Genomic DNA, 24,579 nt, shown 5'->3' with positions numbered 1-24,579 from the left:
TTTATTGCGCCGCAGATAAATTAATCGAAATCCAAGCCTCGCATAACGATTGCAGTTTGGCTACGATGCCTTGAAAAAGGGGAATTGGGTGTAAAGAGCATAATGAACGACGAAGTGTTTCGGGTGAAATTCTGGGGAACGCGAGGAAGCGTCTCCGTATCGGGTCCCGATTTCAAACGGTATGGCGGCAATACCGCATGTATCGAAGTTCAATGCGGCAAGCATCGTATGATCTTTGACGCCGGTTCAGGCATAAGGCAGGCGGGTGATGCTTTGTCACTGGAAGGCATTGACCACCTCGACATCTTTTATACCCATTGTCATTACGACCACATCATTGGCCTCCCCTATTTCATGCCGCTTTACAATCCGATGATGAATGTACGGCTCTGGTCCGGACATCTGGCCGGGATCATGACCACGCGTGAAATGGTCAAGCAGTTCATGCGCCCGCCGTGGTTTCCCGTCGAGCCTGAAATCTGCAAGGCCAGTCTGGCTTTTCGCGATTTCCGTTCGGGCGAAGTGCTGACACCATTCGACGGGGTCACGATCCGCACCGGCAGCCTTAATCATCCGGGCGGTTGCATCGGTTACCGCGTTGAATTTGCCGGCCGCGTCCTGGCGTTGATCTACGATACCGAGCATGAAGCCGGCAAGCTTGACCCGGTCGTTCTGCAGCTCATTAAAGACGCCGATCTCGTCGTCTATGACTGCACTTACACAGAAGACGAGATGCCGCGGCGTTTCGGCTATGGTCACTCGACGTGGCAGCATGGCGTCCTCCTGGCGGAGGCAGCGACGATCGGCGGACTGGCGCTGTTTCATCACGCGCCGGATCGCACGGATGACGAACTCGACGAATTCGAGCGCCTGGCAAAAGAACGCTTTACCGGTGCCTTTGCCGCGCGGGATTTTCAGGTGATCGATCTTTAGAGCAAATCCCGCAGCGAAACCCAGCGACCAGCGGGCGTTGCCGCCGCCACTGCGAACAATCTCCGCAAAAAGTCCCAAGCCGAATCATCATGCACAAGGTGGTGCGTGAGGATGCCGACAGGCTCATCACTGCTTATGAAGCGTAGCTGCAACTCCTTGACGATCGCTTCAACCAATTGCCCATGATCCCTGCAGCCTCGCGTTCCGTGCCAGTCCATCAAATCAACATGTGCGTTGATGACCGGAAGGACGCCCGTGAATTTCTCGTTTGGCGGACCGAAAACCGATAGTGCCTTGAAATCGAGATTTGGTAATTCATTCAGAAGCAGCGGATCGATCCGGTTCCACGGCGGCACCAACACCGGTACGAAGCGGTCGGGAAACAGTTTTTCAAGCAGTCTATACCCTTCACCGAGTTCCGCCGACATCACATTCAGCGCTCGATGCGGTCCCAGCTCCTGCTTTTTCTCGTTTGCCGATGCGTGATTTTCGTGCGACCAGCCATGCACCGCGACATTCACACCGACCTCGTGCGCCAATCGCCGGGCAAGCTGCTCTTTCACATATGCAGGGACTACTGCGAGCGTCAGCGGGACCTGGTACGCTTCGCGCAACATTAAAAGCCGTTCCAACGCAGCGGTTGGCGCGACCGCATCATCGTCGCGCAGCCAAAATCGGGCAATGCGGTTGGCTTTTGTCCAGCGGGCAAGCTCCTGTCGCAATGGCTGCCATGCGGCTTCATCCATCATGCACCATATTTTCCCGCAATAGCTGGTCCAGCCGCTTTGACGCAATCTCAAGCGATCGCTCTTCCAATACAAAACGTCGTCCCGCCCGCCCCATGGAAAGGCGGCGATCCTCATCGTCAATCATCTGCACAATGGCATCGGCAAAGGTCCTTGTATCTCCAGCCGTCGTCAAGGTACCCGTCACACCGTCCTTGACCACCTCGGGCACACCCGCGGTCTTCTGTGCCACGACGGGCAATCCCGCCGCCTGCGCTTCCAGATAGGCAATGCCGTAGGCTTCGCCTGTCCCCGGCCAGACAAAGGTGCCACCACGATAAAGCAAATCCACAACCTCCCCTGCCCGTTTCTCGCCAAGCCATTCGATGCGTCCGGCGTCAAACTCCGCAAACATCGCCTTCACTGCCACGCGCTCCGGTCCATCGCCTATAACGCTCAATTTCCAGGGCTTGTCACCGAGCAAGGCCAACGCCCCGGCGAGCATTCGATAGCTTTCGAGCTTGTCGCCCGCCCGCATCATCGCGATCGTCACCAGCCGATGCGGGTCATTCGTTGCCGGCTCAGCACGAAACACCGATGCATCGATAAAAGGCTGCAGTCGCGCCAGCCGCGCCGCCGGAATATGTGCGGCAAGTCCGATCTCGTCGCGTTTGGTAAAACAGATATTGACCACCGCGTGCCGAACTGCATCCACCACCACGGACTGCAGCCCAGCCCAGCCGCCGTCATCCCGCCGCTTCGAATAGGACGCTTCAGCGGTGACATAGGGAATGTTCAGCGCAGCGGCAAGCGGCGGCCCGATCAGGTCAGGCGCTTTATAGTAAGGATGATAGCAGAACCATAGATCAGGCTTTCCCTCGCGCCGCCATTGCCGCGACAACCGCTCGATCTCCTGTTTTGCCAGTTCCGCAACGCGTTCGCGTCCGGCGGCTTCGGGCGTCGCCGTAAAGCTGCGCAGCTGCGATATCACGTCGACGTCGTAACCCGCCAACTCAAGCGCTGCCATGAGTAATCTCGCCATCTGCCGATCGCCGGATGGCACCGGATGATTGGGTGATTTCAGCGGAGCGTAGAAGGCGATATGCATTATCTCTTTGTGCTTCAAACCAGGTGTATGAACAAGCTTTCAAATGTTCTTCCAATAATTGCAAGCGCGGCTTCATCTCGCCATTTTCGCGGCGGCATTGATCTTCTCGCCAAATCACCATTCGTCGCTTAAATTGATTCGGGTAGAAAATAATCCGGGTATTCATGACATCAATCGACACAGTGCCGCTTTTGTCCGAGCGATCCCTGCGCAGGGCACGATTGATTTCGGGGCTGATCCTTTTGGTCTTCGTGACGCTGCATCTTGCCAATCACGCGCTGAACCTGATCTCTCTGGATGCTGCAGAAAAAGGCCGGTTGTGGTTCACCGCCATCTGGCGCAATCCGGTCGGTACCGTCCTTCTTTACGGCTCGGTTCTCGTTCACATCGCACTCGTCATGCGTTCACTTTATCGGCGCCGCACCCTCGTCATGCCATTTCGGGAGGCGCTACAGATTATTCTCGGCATCCTTATCCCTTTGTTGATCATTGAACACGTAATTGCAACGCGCATCAGCTCCCAAATCATGGGCACGCAGGACGTCTATGCGTTAGTCATCCGCTCGCTATGGATCAACTCACCGATGAACGGTCTGCGCCAGTCGATTGCCCTTGTCGTGGTCTGGACGCATGGCTGTATAGGAGTCCATTTCTGGCTGCGCTATCGCCCGTGGTACGACAAGGTCGCACCCTTGCTTTTGACCTTTGCCATTCTCTTGCCGGTGCTGGCCCTGCTTGGATTTGCCAGTACGGGGCGCATACTCGCCAGCGAGCCACCGCAATCCAGCAGCGGCTACGGCCCGGCGGGTAAAAGCACCGGCTACGGCGGTTCGAAGAGCGATGACGCCGCATATTCGTTTGCAACGGCCGAAGTTCGCAAGCAACGGGTGCAGATGACGAAATACGCACTCTATGGCGGATTTGCGGGCACGTTGCTGACTGTTTTTGCCATGCGCACACGTCGCAGCTGGCGCGAACGGATTGACCAGATCGAAATCCGTTATCCGGAGGGGCAAATCGTCAACGTTCCGCGCGGCTTCAGTGTGCTGGAAGCGAGCCGGCTCGGGGGGATCCCGCATTATGCGGTCTGCGGTGGTAAGGGCCGCTGCTCGACCTGCCGTGTCCAGGTCGTTGAGGGCGCGGCATCACTCCCGAGACCTGAATCCACAGAACTGACCACATTGAACCGTATCAACGCAGATCCCGGCGTGCGCCTCGCCTGCCAGTTGCGGCCGCTAAACGACATTAGCGTCGTTCCGCTGCTTGTGCCGACCGTGGAAGGCACGCTTCCGGTCGGCAGCCAGCAAACCAATCCTGGACGCGAACAGGAAATCGTCATTCTCTTTTGCGATATCCGCAGCTTCACCATGCTGACCGAGGCTCAGCTTCCCTACGATATCGTCTTCCTGCTCAATCGCTATTTTGCCATTGTCGGTCAGGCCGTCGAGCACGCTGGTGGACGCCTCGACAAATTCATCGGCGATGGCGCCATGGCACTCTTCGGCCTGCGCGGTTCTCCGGAAGACGCCTGCCGTAATGCGCTCAAGGCAGCCGCCAGGATCGTCAGCGAAATAGAACGGCTCAATGATGAACTGTCCTCCGAACTTTCCATGCCGCTTCGTGTTGCAATCGGCATCCATAGCGGTCCGGCCATTGTGGGTACGATGGGATACGGCAATGTGAAGAACCTCACCGCCATCGGCGATACGGTCAATGTTGCCAGCCGGCTGGAAACCATCGCCAAGGAGCTGGACTCCGCGCTGGTCGTGTCGGAACCAACCATCCAGTTGGCGGGTTCCGACACCGCCAATCTCGAAAGCCAGGAAATCTCGATTCGCGGCCGGGCCGAACCACTGCGCGTTTATATCATTCACCAGCAACTGACTGCGAGGTTTGTCTGATCCCGGCAGCTGACCAAAACGTGTCGGGGCTTTACATGTCTTGGAATTGAGCTAGGAGTGATGTCGGGTAGGGCTCAATCAAATGCTGGACACAAAATCGATCCGCCGCCATCTCCGAAAAGCCCGAAATAAGCTGGCTTCCAGGCTTTTCGACACGCGCTACGGTCGGAATTTGTTGATCAATTCGCTTGGCCCGCGTGTTCAAACGATGACACTCGATTGTGGCGATCACGTCATGAGTTTTTCGCCCGGCGATTATATCGGCAAGAAAATTTTCCGGAAGGGCCACTTCGAGCGCGAGCATGTGGACCGGCTGCTCGGTATTTTAAAGGAGCGCCGTCTGCTGCGCGAGGGCACCACGCTGCTTGAGCTTGGCGGAAACATCGGCACCCAAACCATCTATTTTGCCCTGAGCGGGCAGTTCGCCCGCATCGTCACTGTCGAACCGGATCCGCGCAACTTCGATTTGCTTCGCGCCAATGTCACGCAGAACGGGCTCGAAGATTGTGTGACCCTGGTCAATTGCGCCGCCGGAGAGAACCAAGGCGAGATCGATTTCTTTCAACATCAGAGCAATCATGGCAAGAGCAGTGTTACCCGGCAGAATGCGTCCGATAGCAAGATTGTCGTTCCGGTCAAGCCGGTCGGTTCAATCCTCGCAGAAGCTGGAACAAATCCCGACGACGTCGGTCTGATTTGGATGGATATCGAGGGATACGAGCCCCTCGCCTGCCACTCGATGCAAGCTCTGTTCGCCCGCAAGATTCCACTTTACATGGAATTTTCACCGACATTCTACGGTCCAGACCAATCCGCCGCCTTCGTGCAATTTCTTGCAGGATTTTACGAGGACTGCCTGATTTTCCGTGAGGATGACAGTACGCTGGCGAAGGTCAGGGAAATTCCCATCAACGAAAAACAGTTCGACGTCCTGTTATTCGATGCGGCGATATAGGAAGTAGCGGCCCTTCTTGACGTTGTGTGGCAATGGCAGGCTTTCAAGCTGCGGATGGTCCAGTTCAAGTCCGCTGGCGACGATGCCGTTGGGGCCAAGCAGCGCAACCGCCAATTGCGGCAGCCAGGTCAACGTTATGGCATCCTTTTCCTCATAGCCTGTCCCGATATCCACATGCACAAGGGCCGCGTTGATACCTGCGAATGACTTCGCTGTCTCACGTATTTCTCCGACGATCAGGTTCTCCGGTTCCGGGGTCGAGGTCTTATGCGAACCGACAGCCCTATCGAAAGCGATGATCCTGCGCCCCGGAAAGTGGGCACGCAAGTGATCGAAGGTGCGACCGTTGCCAAGGCCGAGCTCGAGGACCGGCCCATCCAACTCCTTCACCCTTTCGCCAATATGATTGAGAACATCGCGTTGTGCCGTCATACGGCGGATGAAGCTATCGAGACGACTCATAAAATTCTATATCCGTGATTCTGTGCAGACCATTCGGGCTTAGCACCGGATCGACGCGAGGTCGATGCCTGGCATGCCGCGGGGACCATCAAGCTTTGCCATAGTTTTTTACCCTGCCCTCGCCTCATGCTGCTTTTGGGTTGCCTTCAACAACCCCATCAGCAAGGGACCTGAGGAGAACGAACCGGCACGAGCCTTGTCAGTAAGCGACCGGAGGTAGCCGCCGGGGCTTGTGATGGCTTCGCCCTTTTGCAGGATAGCCGCCACGACAATTGCCGCTTCATTGGCACCAAAGGTTTCGACCGCCTGGTTCCACGCGTCAGGGCTTATCCCGAGCGTCACCCGAACCAGATTGGCCGTCTGCACCAGATCCGGCCAGCTCTCAATGCCTCGCAGAGCGTAATCGACAATGTCCGGGCAAGCCTTCAGGATCAAGCCGAGCGGAAAGGCTTTTTGCGGTAATTTGTTGCGGGATTGTATGGGGTGGTTGGCCATCCCGCTATTCCCCTCTTCGCTGCTTTCCGGTTCGCTGTCATCGTTCCAGCCAGCTTCGGTATTTGCCCCCTGGTCTTTTCTAAAGCCGGGTTCAAGTTCAAATGAAGAGTCGGGATTTTGATTCTGTATGTGCCGTTCATTTTGAACGTCACTGGCGTTTGATTTTTTACAATTAACGTGAATTTCCAACAACTTCTCGACATCCAACCGTAAATCATCAAGCGCTGCGGCCAACGCGTCGAGTCCCCCGCGGTCAAAGCCACGCAATAGTGGTCGGGCTAGCGGGATAAAACGCTCACTGATGGCACTCCAAGGCCCATCCAATTCCTGCTCCTCGGCAAAAATTATCATCTTGGCAATGTCGCGACGATGCAGGCTGATACGTTCCCGCAACAGGCGTTTTACCAGGTCCTCCGCGCGGATGGCGGCAGCAAGTTGTTCAAGCTCCCCTGCCCGCGCCACCAGCGGCGTCAGATCGAACCCGAAAGCCGTTTTGACGTCGCCTTCCTGGTCACGGCGCACATAGCGTTTACCGTTTGGGCTGTCGCGGCGGATGATGAGGCCAGCCTCAACCAACGCCGCCAGATGCCGGCGCAATGTTACTGGCGCCATACCGTGAGCACGCATCGAAAGTTCGCGGTTGGACGGAAAGACAACGAGATTGCTTTCGCTGTCGAGTTCTCCCGGCTTGTGAAAGCTCAGCAGCGCATGCAGTACCGCCAGCGACCGATCGGACACACCAAGCGCCGGACGCGCCTCAGTGATCATACGGAACAATTTCCACTTGTCGGCGACCTGCGTAGCCGGACAAGCGCGCGCCGCAGTCTGTGCTTCCAGCATGGCATGCGACATCGGCCGCCGCCCAAAGGGCGTCGTCGTCATTTCCCTGTTCATAGCTTTCACCTTCAATCAGGCAAAAGAAATCTGCTCGCCGAAACGACGCTTAGTGCTTGACAGTGATTCTCGGAAATGCGATTCTCAAGCTGCTTAGACTTTGAGAGGGCTTCCGGGACTTGTTTCGGGGGCCTTTTCTTTTGTGATCTCTCTCCAGTTAGAGTTGTCTCATACGCGGTTCACTCTCCTCGCTGCGAAGATACGCAGCGTAGATTTCCGGCAAATGCGTTATCAGATAGTGACCAAACTCCGGCGCTGTTGCCTCGTCAACGATCACTTTCGTCTTGCCGTCGTTCTGCTCGATCCTGGCAAAGGGCACACCTTCGCCGGATTTCAGCGGGTAGATAGAGGGAGCGGACTTCCGCCTCGGCGTCAGGCTTTTCAGGAGCAGCGCAAATCGCGCATCGCTGTCGAGCCGCATGAAGCGCTGCATATCCACCCGCTCCTTCCAGGATCCGGACGTTTCCTGCAGCAGCTGCGACAGCTGCTCCCAGCGTGGCCGGCCGACCTTGGGTGCAGCTCCGACTGCCTGGATCAGATCCAGCGGCAGGGAGTTGGCCACAGCGATCATGGTCGACAAATTGCCTTTGTGAACCGATAGTGCCGCCATCAGCGCATGCCGCTCAATGCCATGCGCCTCAAGCCGGGCGGCGAACAGGGCCCGCTCAATGAAGGAGAGGTCCTTGCGCTCGAGGTTTTCCTTGCCTTGGGCAACGATCAGATCCTCATCGGAAAGATCGCGCACGATCGCTTTCACAGGGCGGCCAAGAGCCTGCAAGGCGGCAAGACGACGATGGCCATAGGCGACCTGATAGCGATTATCGACTTGCGGGCTGGGCCTGACCAGGATCGGAACCTGTTGACCGTGCTCCGCGATGCTTGCCTTCAGTTCTTCGAAATCCACCGTATCGAGATCATCAAGGCGATCGCGAATGAACGAGACGTCGATCAGACCAGGCTCGATGTCGATAACGTATTCGCCGGACTGGAGCTGGGCGCGCAGAGCCTGCGCATCCTCGGCATCGTCCGAAAGGCTTTGCAGCGACAGGCCCATGGCTTTCAGCGAGCCGGACTTCTGCGCCGGTTTCGCCAGCCGATGCTCATTCTGCGACGCCTCGTTGATCGGCGTCATCATGGCTTTCAAAGCGTCTCTGCGTTTGTTCATGGCGACCTGCCCCATGCTTCGCGCACCAGATCCTCGATCTCCAGATTGACCGCATTAAGCGCTTCGATGGCACGGTCATAGGTGGCGCGGGTGAAAAATTCGCGGCCGACCTCATAGAGCGTCTGTTTGGTCAGCCCCGCATCGGAAATGGCCGTCGACTTCAGCAAGGCGTTGGTCAAAACGCGCTCGCCGAACAGGCTCTTCATCAAGCCGACGATCTGTCCTTGCGGACCGTCGCTCGGTTCATAGCGGGTAATGACGTAGCGGAAGAAATCATAATCCGCATCGCCGCCCGCCTGCTCCACCACGTCGAGCAAGCCAGCTGTCATGTGCAAAAACTGCGACATGGACGCTACGTCGAGCATTTGCGGATGGATGGTGACAAGGACGCTGCGCGCCGCGCACAGTGCCGATAGCGTTAGGAAGCCCAGCGACGGCGGGCAGTCGAGCACGACAACATCGTAGCGGTCATCGACGGTGGCCAGCGCCGCGGCAATGCGCGAGAAGAACAGCCGCTCGGCACCACGGCGTTTTTCAGCAAGGATGCGCGGCGTGTCGTGCTCGAATTCCTGCAGTTCCAGATTGCCCGGAATGATATCGAGTCCATGAAAATACGTCTTGCGAATGATGTCGGCGAGGGGACGCTGCTGATCGTCATAGCGGATCGCGCCATAGATCGTGTCATTGTCTTCCAGATCGAATTCGGGCTGGATTCCGAACAGGGCCGACAGCGATGCCTGTGGATCGAGATCGATCGCCAGCGTGCGATAACCGCGCATGGCAAAGTACTGCGCGACATGAGCCGCTGTCGTCGTCTTGCCGGAACCACCTTTGAAATTGGTGACGGCAATGACCTGCATATGTTCATTGCCTTGGCGAACGGGCAGATAGCTTTTCTTCGACTTGGCCAAATAGCGGCGGATTTCATGCACCTGCTCAAGCGAATAGAGCCTGCGCCCGCCGGATGTCTTTTCCGCTTCGGGACCCTCGCCCGCCAATGACAAATGCCTGATATAAGCGTCGGTGATGCCGATGAGCTTGGCGGCTTCGCCGGAGGTGAATTTGCGCAATTCCTTTACGGCGGTCGGCGGAAAAGCGCGCGAGCGCAACTCTTGCAATTGGGCGCTGAGCAGGTCAGCATCCGCCTCAATCAGACGCGTCAACGAGCGCACCTTCTTACCGGTCCGGTGACTCTGGTCTTTTTCAGCTGGAGACAACATACACGCTCTAAATCCAATTTCTGAGATTAAAGCGTAAATTCAACTGAGTCTGAGTGAGTCGTCAAGCAATTAAAGGTTAACGAGAATTTCGCCTGTGCGCGGCTTGATAAAAAGTTCCGCCTCACGCAGGGCAGCATGCCTCCCTGATGGAAGCGCACGCGGTGTCTCGCTCCTGATGGCCACTGGGTCGGCTGGCATGGATCAAAAGGTGATCGTTGACCATGCACGTCTGGAAAGAAGGCTCACAAAGTCGCACGTTCACGGGAGTCCTTGGGGGTCGACACCCGTGTTCAAGCATCGCCTTGATTGGTGACGCTGGTCAGACGGCTGGCATTACCCACCTTGCGATTCCTTTCCGATGCACGTTGCTGCTCGTCGCTTGCAAACCCTCGGCCAATCCATCTCAAATGCTGGTTCAGTTCGACACCAGATCCGCACCGAACCATTTGAGGCTTATCGCTTTCAGCGAACCATCCGCTTCAATTGCTTCGATTGCACCATTGAACCGCTCGGCAAGGTCCTTGTCCTGCTTGCGCAAGCCGATGCCGACCCCGGGGCCGAAGGGGCCGCCCGAAATTCTCGGACCATAGAGCGCTGCCACCGCACCGTCCTTGGACTCCAGAAAAGCCTTCCAGACGGAGTAGTCTGCCAATCCAGCATCAATGCGGCCGGCAACCAGATCAAGATTCAGATTGTCTTGTTTGTCGTATGTGCGGATTTCAACGGTGTCGCCAAAATACCCCCGGACGAATGCTTCGGCGTTCGTCGATCCCTGCACGCCGATGATTTTTCCTTTGAGTGCGTCCTTCAGGCCTTGCAGAATGCCCCTCTCCTCTTCCGCTTGCGACGAGAGATTGACTTTCAAATGGCTGGCCATCTCAGCAAGACCCAGCGACTTTCTGACAACGAAGTAATTGGAGGTCAGGGCATAGGGTTTTGAGAAGGCGATAACCTGCTGTCTTTTTTCGGTGATCGACATTCCGGCCATGATGGCATCGAACTTGCCGACGTTCAGGGCGGGAATGATACCGTCCCATGCCTGCGTCGCAAATTCGCATGTTAATTTGGCCCGCTCACAAAGCGCCATGCCGACATCGATGTCAAAACCCACGGGTTTTCCAGAAGTGTCGACTGAATTCCAGGGTGGAGATGCGCCTTCAGTGGCGATCCTGATCGTTTTGCCGTCCCCGGCACGCGCCTGCCCGAATATCAAGGCAGCGAGAAGGAAAGACAGTGGTAGTTTGAACCTATTCATTGTGGATTCCCTTGTCAGTTGGCCTTGCGGTGTAAATCCTCGGGATATGATCTCTGAGCTGCGCATAGAGGCCGACGATATCGGTCCCCCAGAAAGTGGCTGCTTCTTCATGCGTGATGGATTGATCACCTTGACGGCCGAGCAGCACGACCTGATCCCCATAGCGAGCTTGTGGAACATCGGTCAGGTCGATACGTATGTGTTCAAGATGGGCGGGAGGCAGCAACCGGGCCCGCCGCCCCCGTATGAGCCCCACCGCACCGCTTGGAATGTGCCTCGGAAGCCCGTCTCCCCAGCCCATGCCAATCACCCCGAGGATCATTCCAGGATTCTTCCCGAAAAAAGCCGGTGCGGGTCCGAGTGACGCATCGAGGCGTTTGACCGAAACCAGGCTTGAACAAATGGATTTCAGTGCCGGGCGCAACATGACCCGGCGGGTCGGCTTGTCGGACTCTGGAAGCCCAAAAAACAGCGCTCCTGGATCAACGGCATCGAAGTCCATGTCGGGATGGTTTAGCACGCCCTCTGTACTGGACATCATCACCACGGCGGGGCGCCAACCGAAACCGCTGGCCTCGCGCAAGATCGCGTGCATTCTGGCAAGTTGCTTATCCGCATCTGAGGCTTGCATGGTCGGCAGCTCGTTCATGTGGGCGTAAATGCCCTCGACTTGCACATCGGCAAGACCTGCCGCTGCGGCCAGAAGTTTACCCGCATCGAAAGGCGTGGCCCCAGCGCGGAAGAACCCAAGGTCGACTTTTATGAAGACACGCGGTCTCGTGATGGCAGCGCGCCATTGCGCCAGCTCTGCAATACTCGAAACGCTGACGGTCAGATCAAGCGACTGAATTGTCGGCGCGGCCGCCGGCAGGGCACCTGGATAGAGCAGAAGCTGCTGGGATAGGCCTTCCTGGCGAATGGCGATTGCATCGAGCAGAGAAGCAACCGCGAAACCATCGACGCCCTCCTTGGCCAAAGCAGAAGCGACTGGCCCGGCGCCGCAGCCATATGCGTTGCGTTTAAGACAGGCATAGACCTTAACGTGACAAGGCAGATGGCTGCGGAGTTGCCGGTAGTTGTGGCAAATGGCATCAAGGTCGATCTCGTACCAGCTGCCGCGCAACATTGCGGCGCTGGACTGATTTGCAGCGTGTACGCCTGACAGGGGCACCGGAACGGTCCTCATGATGCCACTTTCTGCGATGCGGAGATTTTTGCGGCTGCCCTGCGATGTGATCGGCTGTTGTTCTTGAGTTTGGCGCGTTGCTGATGCTTTGCCATATGCCTTTCCAATCGGCCAAAGACGTGAACGATCAGGAATGTGAAGCCGAGATAGATCAGGGCCGCCGATATAAAGACCTCGTACGGAGAAAAGGTCTGCGCCACGATCTTGCGGGCCGTCCCGGTTAGTTCCATGAGAGTGATGGTGCTGGCGAGAGAACTTGCCTTCAGCATCAAGACGACCTCATTGGCGTACGCCGGAAGGGCAAGCCGAAAGCCGGCAGGAAGAACGATCCGTCGAATGCGCAACGCGTAGGACATACCGAGTGCTTTGGCAGCTTCGATTTCACCAGAGGGAACCGCCCGAATTCCTCCACGCAAAATCTCTGTCGTATAGGCGCCATTGTTCAGGGAGAACGCGATGAGTGCGCACCAAAAGGGATCTCTCAATATACTCCAGGCGGCGCTTGATCGTATCCACTCAAGCTGGCCGGCGCCGTAATAGATGAGAAATAGTTGTACCAGCAGGGGGGTGCCACGGAACACGAACGTGTAGAGGAAAATGGTATAGGAGAGAACGGAAGACGGTGATGTTCGCAACAGCGCAAGTGGGACCGCAATGAGAAGGCCGAACGCAACGGAAGCCGCCGTCAGTTTCGCCGTGAGGAACATACCTTCGAGAAGACGTGGCAGAACTTCGACAATGAGATGCAGGTTCATGACAAACGTCTCATTTCGCGAACCGCACGCCGCGATCGGCGCGTCGCTCAAGCCATGTCAGGCCGACCAGCGAAACGGAGGTGAACAACAGATAGAGACTGGCAGCGATCGAATAGAATGTCAGGGGGTCGTGGGTTGATCCCGCGGCGATACTCGACTTGCGCATCAGATCTTCGAGACCGACCACGGAGATCAGCGCCGTATCCTTAAGCAGGGTAAGCCACAGGTTGCCAAGCCCAGGCAGCGCGTAGCGCCACATCTGGGGCAGGATGACGAAGCACCACACGCAAAATCTCGACAGACCAAGAGCCTGAGCCGCCTCGATCTGTCCTGAAGGTACTGCCTGAATCGCCGCTCTGAAGACTTCGGTCGCGTAGGCTCCAAAAACGATCGTCAGTGCAAATACGCCGGCGGCGAATGCGTCGACCTCGACGTAGCGACCGAACACCGTTGTCAACGCAACGGTGCCGCCAAAGTACAGGATGAGGATAATGAGAAGTTCGGGAACACCGCGAACAATCGTGGTGTAACAGCCAGCGAGCCACCGGATAATCCGAACCCGGCTGCGTTTGGCCGCGGCTCCGCAGAGACCAACGCCGATACCCAGCGCCAGACTGGTGAGTGCTGTGCGAAGTGTAGTGAATGCGCCAAGGGCGATTTGATCGCCAAAGCCTTGCAATTCTGTCATTGGCCACGTTCCCCGAACTGTGCCGACAAGAACTGTTTGAACCGCGGTGAGGAGGGCTTGGTGAAAAGTTGGTCCGGATTGCCCTCCTCTTCGATCTGTCCCTGATGCAAAAATACGATGTGGTTGGATACCTGACGTGCAAATCCGAGTTCGTGCGTAACGATGAGCATCGTGCGTCCTTCATCTGCGAGCGCGCGAATGACCTTCAAGACCTCCCCGACCAGTTCCGGGTCTAGCGCCGAGGTCGGTTCGTCAAACAGTAGGATTTCCGGTTGCATTGCCAAAGCACGCGCGATCGCCACCCTTTGTTGCTGCCCGCCGGAAAGATGAGCCGGATAATCGTTTCGTTTGTCAGCCAGGCCCACTTTCAGGAGCAGCTCTTCTGCCCGAAGGCACGCGTCCCGTTTAGAAATGCCAAGAACATGGATTGGTGCTTCGATAATGTTCTCCAGAACAGTCTTGCACGACCAGAGGTTGAAGTGTTGGAAGACCATTCCCAGCTTGGCGCGCAAGGCGTTGACCTCTTGGTAACCCGCAAGACTTCCGCCCTTCCTGACGCGTCTGCCGGAAATCCAGATTTCACCTTCCGTAGGCTCTTCCAGAAAGTTCAGGCAGCGCAAAAAAGTGCTTTTTCCAGAACCGCTGCTTCCCAAGATGGAGATGACATCGCCGCGCTGCGCGGTCAGGGAAATCCCTTTGAGGACTTCGAGCGTCCCAAAGCGCTTCTTCAGATTTTTGACGCGCAGCGGGGCGTTGATGTCAGAAATGAGGGGCTGAATTTACCGTTATCCGATTGCGTATGCACTGGAGACCCTCGCTTGTTCTTCGCGAAGATGCGACAGCCAGCGCGAGGATGCTTGCAGTAAATTGATGCAGGTGCGGGATCTGATCAGTAAAACATTGCTATGCTTTGCACGGCCAGCTGCCGCGATATGCCACGGGGGTCGTGCCCACTTCCCGGCGAAAGGCATTGGAAAAATGGCTTGAACTGGAGAAGCCACACGACAGGGCGATATCGGTGACAGGCATGGAGGAATGGCGCAGAAAGTCCTTTGCCCGCTCGATCCTGCGCCGGATAATGAAGGCATAGGGCGGACAGCCAAGCGTTTGCCTGAACGCCCGGCAGAAGTGCGGAACGCTCAAACCGGCAAGGTCGGCCAGTTGCGAAAGCGACAAGTCAGCCGTGAGGTCATCATCAATTCTCTGAATCACCCGGTTAAGGTTCATCGGGGCGAGCCCGCCTTTACGGACAGCGGCCGGATATCTTTGCCTGCGCATCAGCTGGGCGAAGATTGTCGCCGTATAGCTCTCGACAAGCATGGCGCTGAGAGGATTGCGGTCATGGATCTCTGCGCCTATCCCGCGCGCTGCGTTCAGTATGATGGGATCCTCGAAGCCGAGATCCGGCGAGAGCGACGGCAGCGCGTCGAGCTGCACCCCGGCAAGAAGCTCTGCCACATGTGCCGGTTTGACCTGGATTGCCAGATAGGCGGCTGTCGAGGCGCCAGCTTCCCAGCCCCGCCAGCTGCATCCGGCGGGAACAAACAGGATTGCGCCGGGCTTTCGCGGTACAAATCCGGCGTTCCTGCCATCTATGAAGTATTCGCCGCGCTCGCAGTTGCCCTGCACATTAAGTAGGACAACGTGACGGCTGGAGGTGATCGCCGTCTCCTCCTTGGCAAGCCCGCTGCGCCGGACAAGGTCGGCCTCGAGGCGATGCCATGACCTCTTGTCACGGGAGATTGTCCTGCAGTCACCAACCTTGAAGGCAGGCTGCGGCTCGGAGATCGCCATGTTCATCCCCGATCCTCATCGGATGTAGAGCCCGTCCGCCCTGCCCCATATGTGTCCGGTGCCTTGCCATACCCTTTTTCTGTCTTCGGCAGTGGGCACGCCATGGCGCCGTTCAGAGCTGCCAGTTCCTCCCCCAAAGCGGCGATGAACGAGGATACGCGGCGGCGTGTGCGGGGAGGCAGCCGCATCACCCCTTCAACGAGGCGGCGCCCGTCACTGCTTGCTATGAAAGTGATCCGCTCGTCGACCGGCAGCGAGGCCACCTCGCCGCTTTGCTTCTCATTTCCAGGCAGACCTTCGAAAAAGCGGCTGACGGGCACGCCGAGGAATGTCGCGATTTCAAAGAGCATGGACGCACTGATGCGGTTCTTGCCGTTCTCGTATTTTTGCAGCTGCTGCGGGCTTATCCGGACAGCACGGGCGAGCGCAGCTTGAGTCACCTCGTATTGAACGCGCACGGCGGCAACCTGACGCCCGACATAAAGATCAGCAGCATGCGGCACCTCGCCCGCGGACGCTTGCAGGTGAAGTGGATCCGATGGCGTTTCTGGCTGTTGGACCTTCCGGTGCTGCATTTATTACTCCCCGTGGAGTGAGTTTCTCGCGGTGGTATGCTCCTGCGAGAGGCTCACTTGACTTTCGGAGATCAGCGGGTCCCAAACTGTGCCAGACGGAACAACGGCGTTTGGTGCCGGGGAAAATGGATCCAGCCGATCGGTTCCTCTGCAATCACCCCCTGCCCCGGCTTGTTCGGCGAGGATGGCGCCGACTTCTTGGGGCGAAGTAGTGCTGGAGTTGAAGCATCGTGAAGAAGGCCACCGCCATAAACGATTTCTGGCGGGGCAAATTTGGCAAGTCGTGCGTTATGCGAATCTGTCGCGAAGGACCGTAATACATATTATAGTTGATAACACTATAGTGTATAATTTGCCACCTTTTTTGCATGGATATGCGCAAACTGGTTGGCCAAAACTTTTCGCGGCTGCGGAGAGAAAAGGGGCTTACCCAAGAGGAAATCGAAGAGCGTTCAGGCTTCAGCCAACAATATCTCAGCGGCCTTGAAAGAGGGCAGCGGAATCCTACAGTCATTACAATATACGAACTCGCGCAAGCGCTTGGAGTTGATTATTTGGAGTTGTTGTCGCCGGCTACGCGAAACAAATAGCTGAAGCTAAGCACCTACAACCGACATCAGTTGTGGCAGCTAACCAAGGTGTTCTGGTAAATCCTTTGGCTATCGAAGGTGGTTACTTCTTGAAATCGAGCCATTGCAGGACTTGCTGCTCACAATATGGTTCATGCGATCGCCTCCTGTTAGGTGATGTAGATTGTAACCGGCCCCCACTGCACGCTAAGACCGACACCTTGCTACAGAAACCCGCCCATTGCTTTAAGCCACCAGCATTGTAGCTACGATGGTTGGGCTTGCGCTACCGCGCTCTCGGCCGCGAGTTAACCACTAAAAACACGCCGATAACGCCCGGATCGGTTGGGGAAGGACCGCGGCGCATTCACAGCTTGTTCGCCTCGAAAAGCGACCAATTGGCAAGCGGTAGAGCGAATACCTGCTAAAATGTTCCAACGCCTCATCAAGCCATCATTAGCCGTTCAGCTCTTTTGGTACCAATCGATCTGGATAATGGTGAGGGCGATTGTACTTACAGCGAGTATCCCAGCGAACACCAAGAATACTGTAGAGGGGCTTATCTCATCGGAAACCACCGCCCCCATTCCAAGTAGGATCAAACTGAGAAACATGCCGCTGCAATGCAAAGCGCCTTTTGCCCGGCCCAACGCTGCTCGTGGAACGCTTGATTGAAGCCTGACCTCAACGGCAACCCTGCCCAGATTGTGGAGTATGCCAAGTATAGCGAAAGCGAGTAGCGTCCACGGCAAATTCAAGATCTTTAGCGCTGCAAATGAGACAGCGGCAAGGGCAAGTATGACTAGTTGCAAGATTGAGATATCCATGGCCCGAATCAGCGGGACAAGAAGTATGGCACCTAGAATGGAGCCAACGGACCAAGCGCTTTCAAGCTGTCCAAAATCAATCGCGCTGCCTCCCAGTTCTTCAAATACAAAGCTCGGACTAACAACGCTTACCATCATGCCGCAAACGTACAGAAGCGTGTAGATGACAGCCAATAAGAGCAAATGGCCATCGAAATGCAATTCGGATCGTTTTGTATCGGCTGTATCACGGGCATCCTCGGCAGGAAGTGGTTCGCGTCGGACGAAACACAGGCAGCATACAGATAACGCAAAAGCCGGGGCTAAAGCTGCCAGTGTAACCATCGGGGTGCAGACATGGAGTAAGACACCAGTGAGAGCTGCTGCCAATAGACTTCCTGACTGCGTCAAGAAGCAAATGATGCAATTCGCTGTCGAGAGGGAATAAACAGCACTTACGGATGGTATCATGGACTGGGAAGCCGTAAGGGCGACCCGGTCACACATTGCGAAAGGGATCGTTGACAACCAGACCGCCCAATGCAGATCCGACGCAGTCATGATTGCCCCGAGCGCCGGCATGGCTAAAAAGCGGACAAAATCCGCGATCAGACAAAGGAGGCGTCGATCGTAGTGATCAGACATCCATCCTGCGAGTGGGCTCGCGATCAACTCTGCCATGCTCAGGGACGCGAAAAACACTGCTACGGCCGATACGCCGTGTCCCGAAACAACAAGGATCCAGGCACAGGCAAAGTTGTAGGAGTTCCGCCCGATGGCCGTAGCAAGGGTGCTCGCGAGGTACCAGTTGAACGACGGCGATCCATAGTCTGCGACGGAACAGAATCGTGGCATCGGTAGCTTTCGAGTTGGTTGTGCAATCATCGTTGGAAATTCAAGACAGTCGCGCTTTCAAAACCGTGCCGTGCTTTAGAAATTGTGCCAAAATATTCCCGGCACACGCATCAGCAGCACTACCTTTTTCGGAACTGCGACGGTGCGGCGCCAAAGGCTTGTTTGAAGGCAACGGTAAAATGACTTGAACTCGAAAACCCACATTCCAGTGCAATCTCGGTCGCCGGAAGATCGGTGGCACGAAGAAGGTCGGCCGCGAATTTCAACTGCTGTCTTAAAACATATGAATGAGGTGTTTTGCCTGTAGATTGCTTGAACGCGCGAAAGAAATGACGTCGGCTTACGCCACTTTCTCCTATGAGTTCATCAACGCTAGGAGGGTTCGCCGGTCGGCTCTCGATCATGGCGTTGATACGCTTAAGATTATGCGGTGATAGTCCACCCTTAACTGGCTCGAGACCGACGCCATTACGTCTGAGCAACTGCACGAACAGCTGAACGGCCTGACTCTTAGCCATACTCACACTGATTGGATCGGGGTTGTTGAGCTCGGTCGCGATCCGTTGAAGCGAGTGTTCGATCATAACGTCTCTAAATCCGATAGCGGGCTTTAAACCCACCAGGTGTCTGGAATCAATGCATTGGTTAATGAAAGTGGTGTCGACGGACACGAAGAGGTACGAACCGATCGCGTCTCCCTCATCCCATCCTTTCCATTCACGGTGAGCAGGTACGAAAACAACGGAGCCCGGACGGCGCGGGGTAAACCCAATCGAACGCCCTTCGACAAAATCCTCCCCAGAGCGTGCCCTACCCTTCAGGTTGATCAGAAACGAGTGCTGGTCACGGGCAATGTGCGTCTCCTGGCGTGCTAACCCGGTTCTTTTAACGATGTGGGCGCGCACCATGCCCCAATCGATGAAGTGGTGGACCAGAGTTTGATGAACCGAGCGGCGGACGTCGTCGGGTCGAGGTTGAGATGGCTCCGTCAAAGAGGCGATCCCTCCAAATAACTAATCAGAACGGATTATAGATTCATCTCAGGTTGTCAAACAATCGGGCGGCAACCCCTAGTTGGCGAAGTTGGCACTTTCATGAAAAAACGGCATGGCGGTGAAAGCGCGTCATCGAGCAGCCGTCTACCAACTATCGGACGACGCGCTGGCGGCAGATCGGCACTTTGCGCAATACCTCTTACAGTCCGGCGGCATCGTACCTTGGAGTGCAATCATGGAGGTGGTACCACGATGCAAGCTTTCACGGACTTTATCGCAGAATGTGACCGCGGTCCGCGTTTGAACAAACTCGCCGGATTTTTTGCGGAGACCGCGGCCGGCAAGGGTGGAATGCCTATTCGCAAACCCGCCGTCGATACGCGGCTTTTGCCATATGACACACTCCTTCTTCGGTTTGTCGAACTTCATTCACGCCGCCAAGGCTTCTTCGACCAACACTATCACAGCAGTATTCCGTACCGCCTGGAAGAGGAATGCCGCATGGCACATGCGCTCCTGCGTTACAGCCAACTGAACACGAATGACGTGTTGCTCTACAGTCTTGGCACTGCCGAAGGTACAATGGCTCGCACTCTATCCGAAATTAGCCGGGGGAGTATCCGATCCTTGTCTTGCAGCCCGAATGAGGAGAACTATAAGTGCTTCATGGCTTTTGGTGAGCCCACTTACGCCAGCTTTTTCCTCGGCCCCTTTCATCGGTTGACCAAAGAGCACCTCCGTTCCGATAAAAAGCTTGAACCGTTTTCGGAAGGGTTCGACTTCATCTTGGAAGACACGACGTTTCAGATGTATTCACCTAATCGGCACAAGCAAATCGAATTTGTCGCTCAACATCTCAAAGATGACGGCATTCTCTTATTGCTGGAGAAGTTCCGGGCCGTTGATCCCGGAGACTACCAGGGACGTGAATCTCAAAAGGACTTTGGCTTCAAGACGCATTACTTCGGCTCCAAGGAAATAGCGAGGAAGACGAAACTCGTGCTCACAACAATGCACGACGGCCAAGTGACCCTGGCGGAGATGGCGAGCGCCATATACGCACAATTTAGCCACTGCATCGTCACATGGAACAGCGGAAACTTCTATGGTCTGGCGGCCAGCAACAGCAGGGAGAATCTTCGGCGTTACCTGTCATTGATGGTTTATCCTGCGATACCTCTCGAATACGTCTATGAGCCGGAGCCTTACACCGACCTCGCGAGGTGGGTGAGCACCTGATGATCAGGCTCCTGGTTTGAACCCCTATCCATCATTCTGAGCAGTAGCAGTCACACTCGTGAGTAGGGAAACGGGCATGCAGTCGATATCCCGCAAAGCGCCAGCAGGAATATCGGAAAAGTGCCTGGACCAGGAGCTTTGGGCAATTTTGGATCGGCATGCTCGTCTATCGGCATCTATCCAAGCGCTGCAAACGAAAGTGCCCGCAACAAGCGAGGCCAGACACATCCTCGCGATAAAAATCCTTGAAGAACAGTTCCTCCGCAAGCATCTGATTGACATCCGCCCGTCTACGAACCACGGAGCCCAATCCAAATTGATATATCTTAGTCTAATGCTGGCAAAGACCCGCACCTCCATGAATGAAAGTACCGTTGCGCGAGTCATGAGATCGGTGGAACGTTTTCTTTGACCGAAACGTTGCGAACCGCCTCGCCTAAGTCTCGCCCGCCTTTGCCTGGAGAACTGCAACAGTCTCGAGCAGCGTTGTGACGGAAGCCATCGTTTCTGCAGGAAGATCCTCCAGCAATTTCATTATGCGGAGTCTGCGTTCAGCTTCCACTTCCGACGTACCCCATAAGTGAGGTGCCGTGCTGAACAGCATGGAAAGTGGTGATGCGCCCAGGACTTCGCTGAGGTGGATCAGTCGGCTGACGGTCATTTTAGATGAGTTTCGTTCATAACGTCCGTACACCTGCTCGCTTAAACCAACAAGTCTTGCTACGTCCGCCCTGCTGAGATTCTTTTTTTGACGACAGCGCCGCAGTGCTTCGCCGAGCCTATCATCCAGTTCTCCGAATGTCGCGATACCGTCGAAACCTGGCCTTCTGTAAACCGGTTTTTCATTGTCGGGATCAGTGGTTTGCACCAGTTCCAATTCCACGATGTGCTCTTTCAAATCCTTAGTCATTTCCCCCAATCACCAAAACGTTGCGCTGATGTCATACATCACGACGCCGCCCAAATGCTATGCATTTCATTCAAATAGGCGCTATCCATCACGGTAGTGCTTTTAGCGGTCGGGATCATCTGTCATTTTCGCAAGTTGAACCAGAACCGGGTGATTTGACCTGAGATGTCCTCCTTCATGTCGAAATAATACGGATCGCGCCGCAATGGCCTCTGCATGAATTCAGTGAAGGCGCAGGAACGACCATCTGAGAAGACCCGCGTCACACCGTCGTTGGAGGCCACCGTTCGGCTACCCGAGTATCGCGACGAACGATCGCCGGGCCGGCACGTCGTTTGGCGGCGCATGCATTCGGGCGGCTTCGCGGAGCCTTCATGGCGGACACTGTTACCGGCAATCGGCGTCCAGCCTTCCGGGCATTCTGCGTATCGTTCATATCCGGGCTCTCCGGTGCTGGCTCCCTGACAAATCGGCCAGGAGAACCCCGGCCTCTTCATGGCCGTGATCAGTTTCTCCATCGGGGGGCGGCAGCTTGCGACATCCTGCCAGGACGGGTTGGAAGACGCAGCGCACAAAAGGACTTCACACCCCCAATCGCTGGCTTGCGAGGGCGAAGTAAAACAAAGGGCAAATGGGAGTGCGAGCATTGATGCAAGGATAAATTTCACGGAAAATGTCCCCCTGAACCTGTTGTTGAAAGGCCTACCGGTCTCGGCGGCTTGGTTGACGGCGTGCATCGGCGAACGGAGGCGTGATCTCGCTTTGGCGCGCAGAAAGCAGGTTGATGGTTTGCGTCCGAGCGTCTTGTCCAATGCCTTTTGACGCCACTCCGTCATGTCGAGGACGTACGAGCGCAACATCTATCGCGCGATTCAAAATGGGCTCGGTACCTTGCAAATGCAGGAACTGACAGATCCGGTGCGAAAGGCAAGAATTGAGGTTCATGCACTGGTCGACGAAATCGAGCAGCACAGGAGCTTCGGGCCCATAGAGGGTGCAGCATGAGCAAGGCAGGGCTTGAGCTATCGGACCTTTCGATCGCGCCCCGTAGGGCGAAGCGGCAAACGCAGGTTGCGGCCAGCGCGGTCGCGTCCGTCACGCCTCCAGCGGCAGACAAAGTCGCCGCACAGATGTTGCCGAACCCGACTGAGACGCAACGTCGTGAAACGGCTGAGGCGCGCGCCATCGCGCAGGAGGATGCGCGCTACAGCCTCAAGAATCTAAAACGCTCCAAGCAGCGCAATGTCAAATTCTTCATCAACATTGCTCTCGATTACGAATTGAAAGCGCGGTTGCAACGGGCCGCTGCAGAGAACGATCTCAAAATGACCGCTGTGGTGAAGGCAGCGATCGACTATTACCTGACGGAAAATGGGTATTGAGGGCGCCCGACGATACCGGCGCCGGTCGATCCGGCGGTAGGATCGCACCCACGGCGGAAATCTGGTTTCAAGGCAGGGAGCATGTTCTCGCGCAAGGCATCGAATGCCGCGACCGCTGCGGCCAATTCCACCACGATCTGCCGCCGTTCGTCGCGGTCGACTGCATTGCGAAGGTCGGCGTGCAGTTCTTCGATATGGGGTTCGATCGTCATCTTCGTCTCCTTAAGGTTTGTGAAAGATGGAACCGACGCTGCGCAAGGAAAATGACGGGGCAAGGTTCGCGCCAGCGACCGGCGAAGCCGGCGCGCGGAGGAGCCGATTCTGCCGGAACAAAGCGCAGGCAAAATTGGAGGGGCTACGCGACCTTAGGCGGCATTGTTCTTGCGCCACACTCACAGATCTCGGCAGACAGGGCTGTTCTCTCGTGTGGCACGAGTATGGGACGGCGCGGCAAACGAGAGAGCGCTTGAAGGCGCATTTGGCATGAGCAGATGCTACCGAATAGGCCAAGCCATTGTGGCAGAGGAGGATCCAGCCTTCGGCGCAATCCTGACAGAGGCATATCGGACCCGACAAAGACCGGTCTGCCTGTGCTGCGACAAGGGCGTGGCAATGTATATTGCGCGTATTGGCGAGCAGTTTGTCGTCAAGCGTATGCCACTGTCAGGGTCTGACCACGATCCGCAATGCCAGTCCTATGAACCGCCCTATGAGCTCTCTGGCCTGGGATCATTGATCGGCGGAGCGATACAACTCGATCCGGCGAACGGCACGGCGACGCTCAAACTGGATTTTTCCCTCTCGAAGCGCGGCGCGCACAAAAGCGCGGGTGGATCGGCGCAAAATGAAGGACCGGTCAAGAATGAGATCAGGAAACTGTCGCTGCGCGCACTTCTTCATTACTTGTGGCACCAAGGTGGATTGACCGAATGGACGGCACATTGGGCGGGCAAGCGCCACTGGTTTCAGGTGCGCAGCCATCTCATGGAAGCCGCGGCGACGACGACGGTCAAAGGTTCGGCGCTATCGGAGCGCCTGTTCATTCCGGAGAACTTTCGACTGGAGGACAAGGCCGCCATCGAACAGCGGCGGGCTGTGGCTCTGGCTGACATCCGCGCGCCGTCGTCTGGGCCGAGAAAACTGATGGTTTTGATTGGCGAGGTGAAACAGTTTGCGTCAGCCCGCAGCGGCCAGAAGATCGTCATCAAGCACATGCCGGGTTTCCCGCTGATGATCGAAGAAGGCGCGTGGCGCCGGCTGCAGTCGCGCTATGCTGCCGAGCTTGAACTCTGGCGGGCCAACGACGGGTTCCATCTTGTCGTCATCGCGACGTTTGGCATGACGCAGTCCGGCCTCGCCACGATCGACGAGATCGCCCTGATGTCGGCAAGTGAACAATGGCTCCCGATCGAGAATGCCTACGAACAACAACTGGTCGAGCGCTTGTCACGGCTCAGTCTGAAAAGCGTCAAGGGTCTGCGGTTCAACCTGTCGTCAACGCAGCCGATTGCAGCGGCCACCCTTCCGCATCGCCGGCCGTCGCCGGCAGCGCTTTATATCGTGCCTCCGGATGCCGAGGAAGAATTCGAGGCCGCGCTTTCGGAGATGATTGCTGCGCGGGTCGATGTCGAACCCTGGATCTGGCGTGTGGCCGAAGGCGAGATGCCGCCCCTTCCTCTTGGATGATCTGACCTTCGATCGATATCACTGTG

At 56.3% G+C, this 24,579-nt stretch carries 26 protein-coding genes and 1 pseudogene; 8 read left to right on the top strand and 19 right to left on the bottom strand.

The features are described from left to right. The first annotated feature begins 102 nt into the window (after positions 1 to 102). Entirely contained in the window at positions 103 to 933 is an 831-nt protein-coding gene (locus tag FHS21_RS12750) for an MBL fold metallo-hydrolase (RefSeq protein ID WP_183662088.1), read from the top strand. Here FHS21_RS12750 and FHS21_RS12745 read toward each other — a convergent pair. The 3 genes from FHS21_RS12745 to FHS21_RS12735 are packed head-to-tail and all read right to left on the bottom strand — an operon-like array spanning position 930 to position 2,932. After that, a complete protein-coding gene (locus tag FHS21_RS12745; protein WP_183662086.1) occupies positions 930 to 1,682 on the bottom strand; it encodes a polysaccharide deacetylase family protein in 753 nt (250 codons plus the stop codon). The genes FHS21_RS12750 and FHS21_RS12745 overlap by 4 nt on opposite strands. Next, positions 1,672 to 2,766: a glycosyltransferase family 4 protein gene (locus tag FHS21_RS12740; protein WP_183662084.1), complete on the bottom strand. Its 1,095-nt coding sequence runs from the start codon at positions 2,764 to 2,766 to the stop codon at positions 1,672 to 1,674. The genes FHS21_RS12745 and FHS21_RS12740 overlap by 11 nt, the downstream gene beginning before the upstream one ends. Further along, positions 2,672 to 2,932, bottom strand: a complete 261-nt coding sequence (locus FHS21_RS12735) for a hypothetical protein (RefSeq protein WP_183662284.1) — start codon at positions 2,930 to 2,932, stop codon at positions 2,672 to 2,674. Before FHS21_RS12735 ends, FHS21_RS12740 begins: the two co-directional genes overlap by 95 nt. On the opposite strand from FHS21_RS12735, the gene FHS21_RS12730 reads away from it, so the two are divergent. Continuing rightward, positions 2,931 to 4,667, top strand: coding sequence for an adenylate/guanylate cyclase domain-containing protein (locus FHS21_RS12730; RefSeq protein ID WP_183662082.1), 1,737 nt, complete (start codon positions 2,931 to 2,933; stop codon positions 4,665 to 4,667). The two genes, FHS21_RS12735 and FHS21_RS12730, sit on opposite strands and share 2 nt — an antisense overlap. Before the next feature lie 82 nt (positions 4,668 to 4,749). Beyond that, on the top strand, positions 4,750 to 5,622 hold the full coding sequence (locus tag FHS21_RS12725) for an FkbM family methyltransferase (RefSeq protein WP_183662080.1): 873 nt from the start codon (positions 4,750 to 4,752) through the stop codon (positions 5,620 to 5,622). On the opposite strand, the gene FHS21_RS12720 is transcribed toward FHS21_RS12725, so the two are convergent. From FHS21_RS12720 to FHS21_RS12670, 11 genes are all read right to left on the bottom strand, one after another. Then, positions 5,602 to 6,084: a class I SAM-dependent methyltransferase gene (locus FHS21_RS12720; RefSeq protein WP_183662078.1), complete on the bottom strand. Its 483-nt coding sequence runs from the start codon at positions 6,082 to 6,084 to the stop codon at positions 5,602 to 5,604. The genes FHS21_RS12725 and FHS21_RS12720 overlap by 21 nt on opposite strands. A gap of 108 nt (positions 6,085 to 6,192) precedes the next feature. Continuing rightward, positions 6,193 to 7,473, bottom strand: coding sequence for a plasmid replication protein RepC (gene repC / locus FHS21_RS12715; RefSeq protein ID WP_183662076.1), 1,281 nt, complete (start codon positions 7,471 to 7,473; stop codon positions 6,193 to 6,195). Positions 7,474 to 7,630: 157 nt separating this feature from the next. After that, the gene (gene repB / locus FHS21_RS12710) at positions 7,631 to 8,638 is read right to left on the bottom strand and encodes a plasmid partitioning protein RepB (protein ID WP_112532432.1); all 1,008 of its coding nucleotides are present in this window, start codon (positions 8,636 to 8,638) and stop codon (positions 7,631 to 7,633) included. Continuing rightward, the gene (gene repA / locus FHS21_RS12705) at positions 8,635 to 9,858 is read right to left on the bottom strand and encodes a plasmid partitioning protein RepA (protein ID WP_112532347.1); all 1,224 of its coding nucleotides are present in this window, start codon (positions 9,856 to 9,858) and stop codon (positions 8,635 to 8,637) included. Before repA ends, repB begins: the two co-directional genes overlap by 4 nt. 415 nt (positions 9,859 to 10,273) lie before the next feature. Beyond that, the gene (locus tag FHS21_RS12700; RefSeq protein ID WP_183662074.1) at positions 10,274 to 11,113 is read right to left on the bottom strand and encodes a transporter substrate-binding domain-containing protein; all 840 of its coding nucleotides are present in this window, start codon (positions 11,111 to 11,113) and stop codon (positions 10,274 to 10,276) included. Then, on the bottom strand, positions 11,106 to 12,299 hold the full coding sequence (alr, locus tag FHS21_RS12695; protein ID WP_183662072.1) for an alanine racemase: 1,194 nt from the start codon (positions 12,297 to 12,299) through the stop codon (positions 11,106 to 11,108). The genes FHS21_RS12700 and alr overlap by 8 nt, the downstream gene beginning before the upstream one ends. Further along, positions 12,296 to 13,054 carry an ABC transporter permease gene (locus tag FHS21_RS12690; RefSeq protein ID WP_112532344.1) on the bottom strand — a complete coding sequence of 253 codons (759 nt, stop codon included), beginning with the start codon at positions 13,052 to 13,054 and terminating at the stop codon, positions 12,296 to 12,298. Before FHS21_RS12690 ends, alr begins: the two co-directional genes overlap by 4 nt. A 10-nt stretch (positions 13,055 to 13,064) precedes the next feature. After that, positions 13,065 to 13,742 carry an ABC transporter permease gene (locus tag FHS21_RS12685; protein WP_112532343.1) on the bottom strand — a complete coding sequence of 226 codons (678 nt, stop codon included), beginning with the start codon at positions 13,740 to 13,742 and terminating at the stop codon, positions 13,065 to 13,067. After that, on the bottom strand, positions 13,739 to 14,509 hold the full coding sequence (locus FHS21_RS12680) for an ABC transporter ATP-binding protein (RefSeq protein ID WP_183662260.1): 771 nt from the start codon (positions 14,507 to 14,509) through the stop codon (positions 13,739 to 13,741). The genes FHS21_RS12685 and FHS21_RS12680 overlap by 4 nt, the downstream gene beginning before the upstream one ends. 136 nt (positions 14,510 to 14,645) lie before the next feature. Continuing rightward, on the bottom strand, positions 14,646 to 15,542 hold the full coding sequence (locus tag FHS21_RS12675) for an AraC family transcriptional regulator (RefSeq protein ID WP_183662070.1): 897 nt from the start codon (positions 15,540 to 15,542) through the stop codon (positions 14,646 to 14,648). Then, positions 15,539 to 16,111: a helix-turn-helix domain-containing protein gene (locus FHS21_RS12670; protein WP_183662068.1), complete on the bottom strand. Its 573-nt coding sequence runs from the start codon at positions 16,109 to 16,111 to the stop codon at positions 15,539 to 15,541. Before FHS21_RS12670 ends, FHS21_RS12675 begins: the two co-directional genes overlap by 4 nt. Before the next feature lie 368 nt (positions 16,112 to 16,479). Between FHS21_RS12670 and FHS21_RS12665 the strand changes: the two genes are divergently transcribed. Then, a complete protein-coding gene (locus FHS21_RS12665; RefSeq protein ID WP_183662066.1) occupies positions 16,480 to 16,701 on the top strand; it encodes a helix-turn-helix domain-containing protein in 222 nt (73 codons plus the stop codon). Positions 16,702 to 17,144: 443 nt separating this feature from the next. Here the strand turns inward: FHS21_RS12665 and FHS21_RS12660 are convergent, their stop codons facing one another. After that, positions 17,145 to 18,341 (bottom strand): MFS transporter, encoded by a 1,197-nt coding sequence (locus FHS21_RS12660; RefSeq protein WP_246411016.1) that lies wholly within the window; start codon positions 18,339 to 18,341, stop codon positions 17,145 to 17,147. A 119-nt stretch (positions 18,342 to 18,460) separates the two neighbouring features. Next, entirely contained in the window at positions 18,461 to 19,333 is an 873-nt protein-coding gene (locus FHS21_RS12655) for an AraC family transcriptional regulator (protein WP_210283504.1), read from the bottom strand. Positions 19,334 to 19,588: 255 nt separating this feature from the next. On the opposite strand from FHS21_RS12655, the gene FHS21_RS12650 reads away from it, so the two are divergent. Continuing rightward, a complete protein-coding gene (locus tag FHS21_RS12650; RefSeq protein WP_183662062.1) occupies positions 19,589 to 20,575 on the top strand; it encodes a class I SAM-dependent methyltransferase in 987 nt (328 codons plus the stop codon). Positions 20,576 to 21,011: 436 nt separating this feature from the next. Here the strand turns inward: FHS21_RS12650 and FHS21_RS12645 are convergent, their stop codons facing one another. Both FHS21_RS12645 and FHS21_RS30660 read right to left on the bottom strand, forming a co-directional pair. Next, the gene (locus FHS21_RS12645; RefSeq protein ID WP_183662060.1) at positions 21,012 to 21,485 is read right to left on the bottom strand and encodes a helix-turn-helix domain-containing protein; all 474 of its coding nucleotides are present in this window, start codon (positions 21,483 to 21,485) and stop codon (positions 21,012 to 21,014) included. Between the two features lie 702 nt (positions 21,486 to 22,187). After that, positions 22,188 to 22,345 (bottom strand): annotated as a pseudogene (locus FHS21_RS30660) (thermonuclease family protein); the annotation flags it as partial. Between FHS21_RS30660 and FHS21_RS12640 the strand changes: the two are divergent. Together FHS21_RS12640 and FHS21_RS12635 are read left to right on the top strand one after the other, a co-directional pair. Next, positions 22,320 to 22,490 (top strand): hypothetical protein, encoded by a 171-nt coding sequence (locus FHS21_RS12640; protein WP_376772106.1) that lies wholly within the window; start codon positions 22,320 to 22,322, stop codon positions 22,488 to 22,490. The pseudogene FHS21_RS30660 and the gene FHS21_RS12640 sit on opposite strands and share 26 nt — an antisense overlap. Then, positions 22,487 to 22,867, top strand: coding sequence for a hypothetical protein (locus FHS21_RS12635; protein ID WP_246411006.1), 381 nt, complete (start codon positions 22,487 to 22,489; stop codon positions 22,865 to 22,867). Before FHS21_RS12640 ends, FHS21_RS12635 begins: the two co-directional genes overlap by 4 nt. Here FHS21_RS12635 and FHS21_RS12630 read toward each other — a convergent pair. Then, positions 22,843 to 23,079: a hypothetical protein gene (locus tag FHS21_RS12630; protein ID WP_183662283.1), complete on the bottom strand. Its 237-nt coding sequence runs from the start codon at positions 23,077 to 23,079 to the stop codon at positions 22,843 to 22,845. The genes FHS21_RS12635 and FHS21_RS12630 overlap by 25 nt on opposite strands. 271 nt (positions 23,080 to 23,350) lie before the next feature. Here FHS21_RS12630 and FHS21_RS12625 point away from each other — a divergent pair, with 271 nt between their 5' ends. Continuing rightward, positions 23,351 to 24,553 (top strand): DUF1173 domain-containing protein, encoded by a 1,203-nt coding sequence (locus tag FHS21_RS12625; RefSeq protein ID WP_183662059.1) that lies wholly within the window; start codon positions 23,351 to 23,353, stop codon positions 24,551 to 24,553. Positions 24,554 to 24,579 lie beyond the last annotated feature (26 nt).

Origin of the sequence: Phyllobacterium trifolii, from assembly GCF_014192095.1 — a bacterium.
GTDB lineage: Bacteria > Pseudomonadota > Alphaproteobacteria > Rhizobiales > Rhizobiaceae > Phyllobacterium > Phyllobacterium trifolii.
The sequence above is the reverse complement of the archived record's forward strand: the minus strand, read 5'-3'. Positions and strand labels throughout refer to the sequence as shown.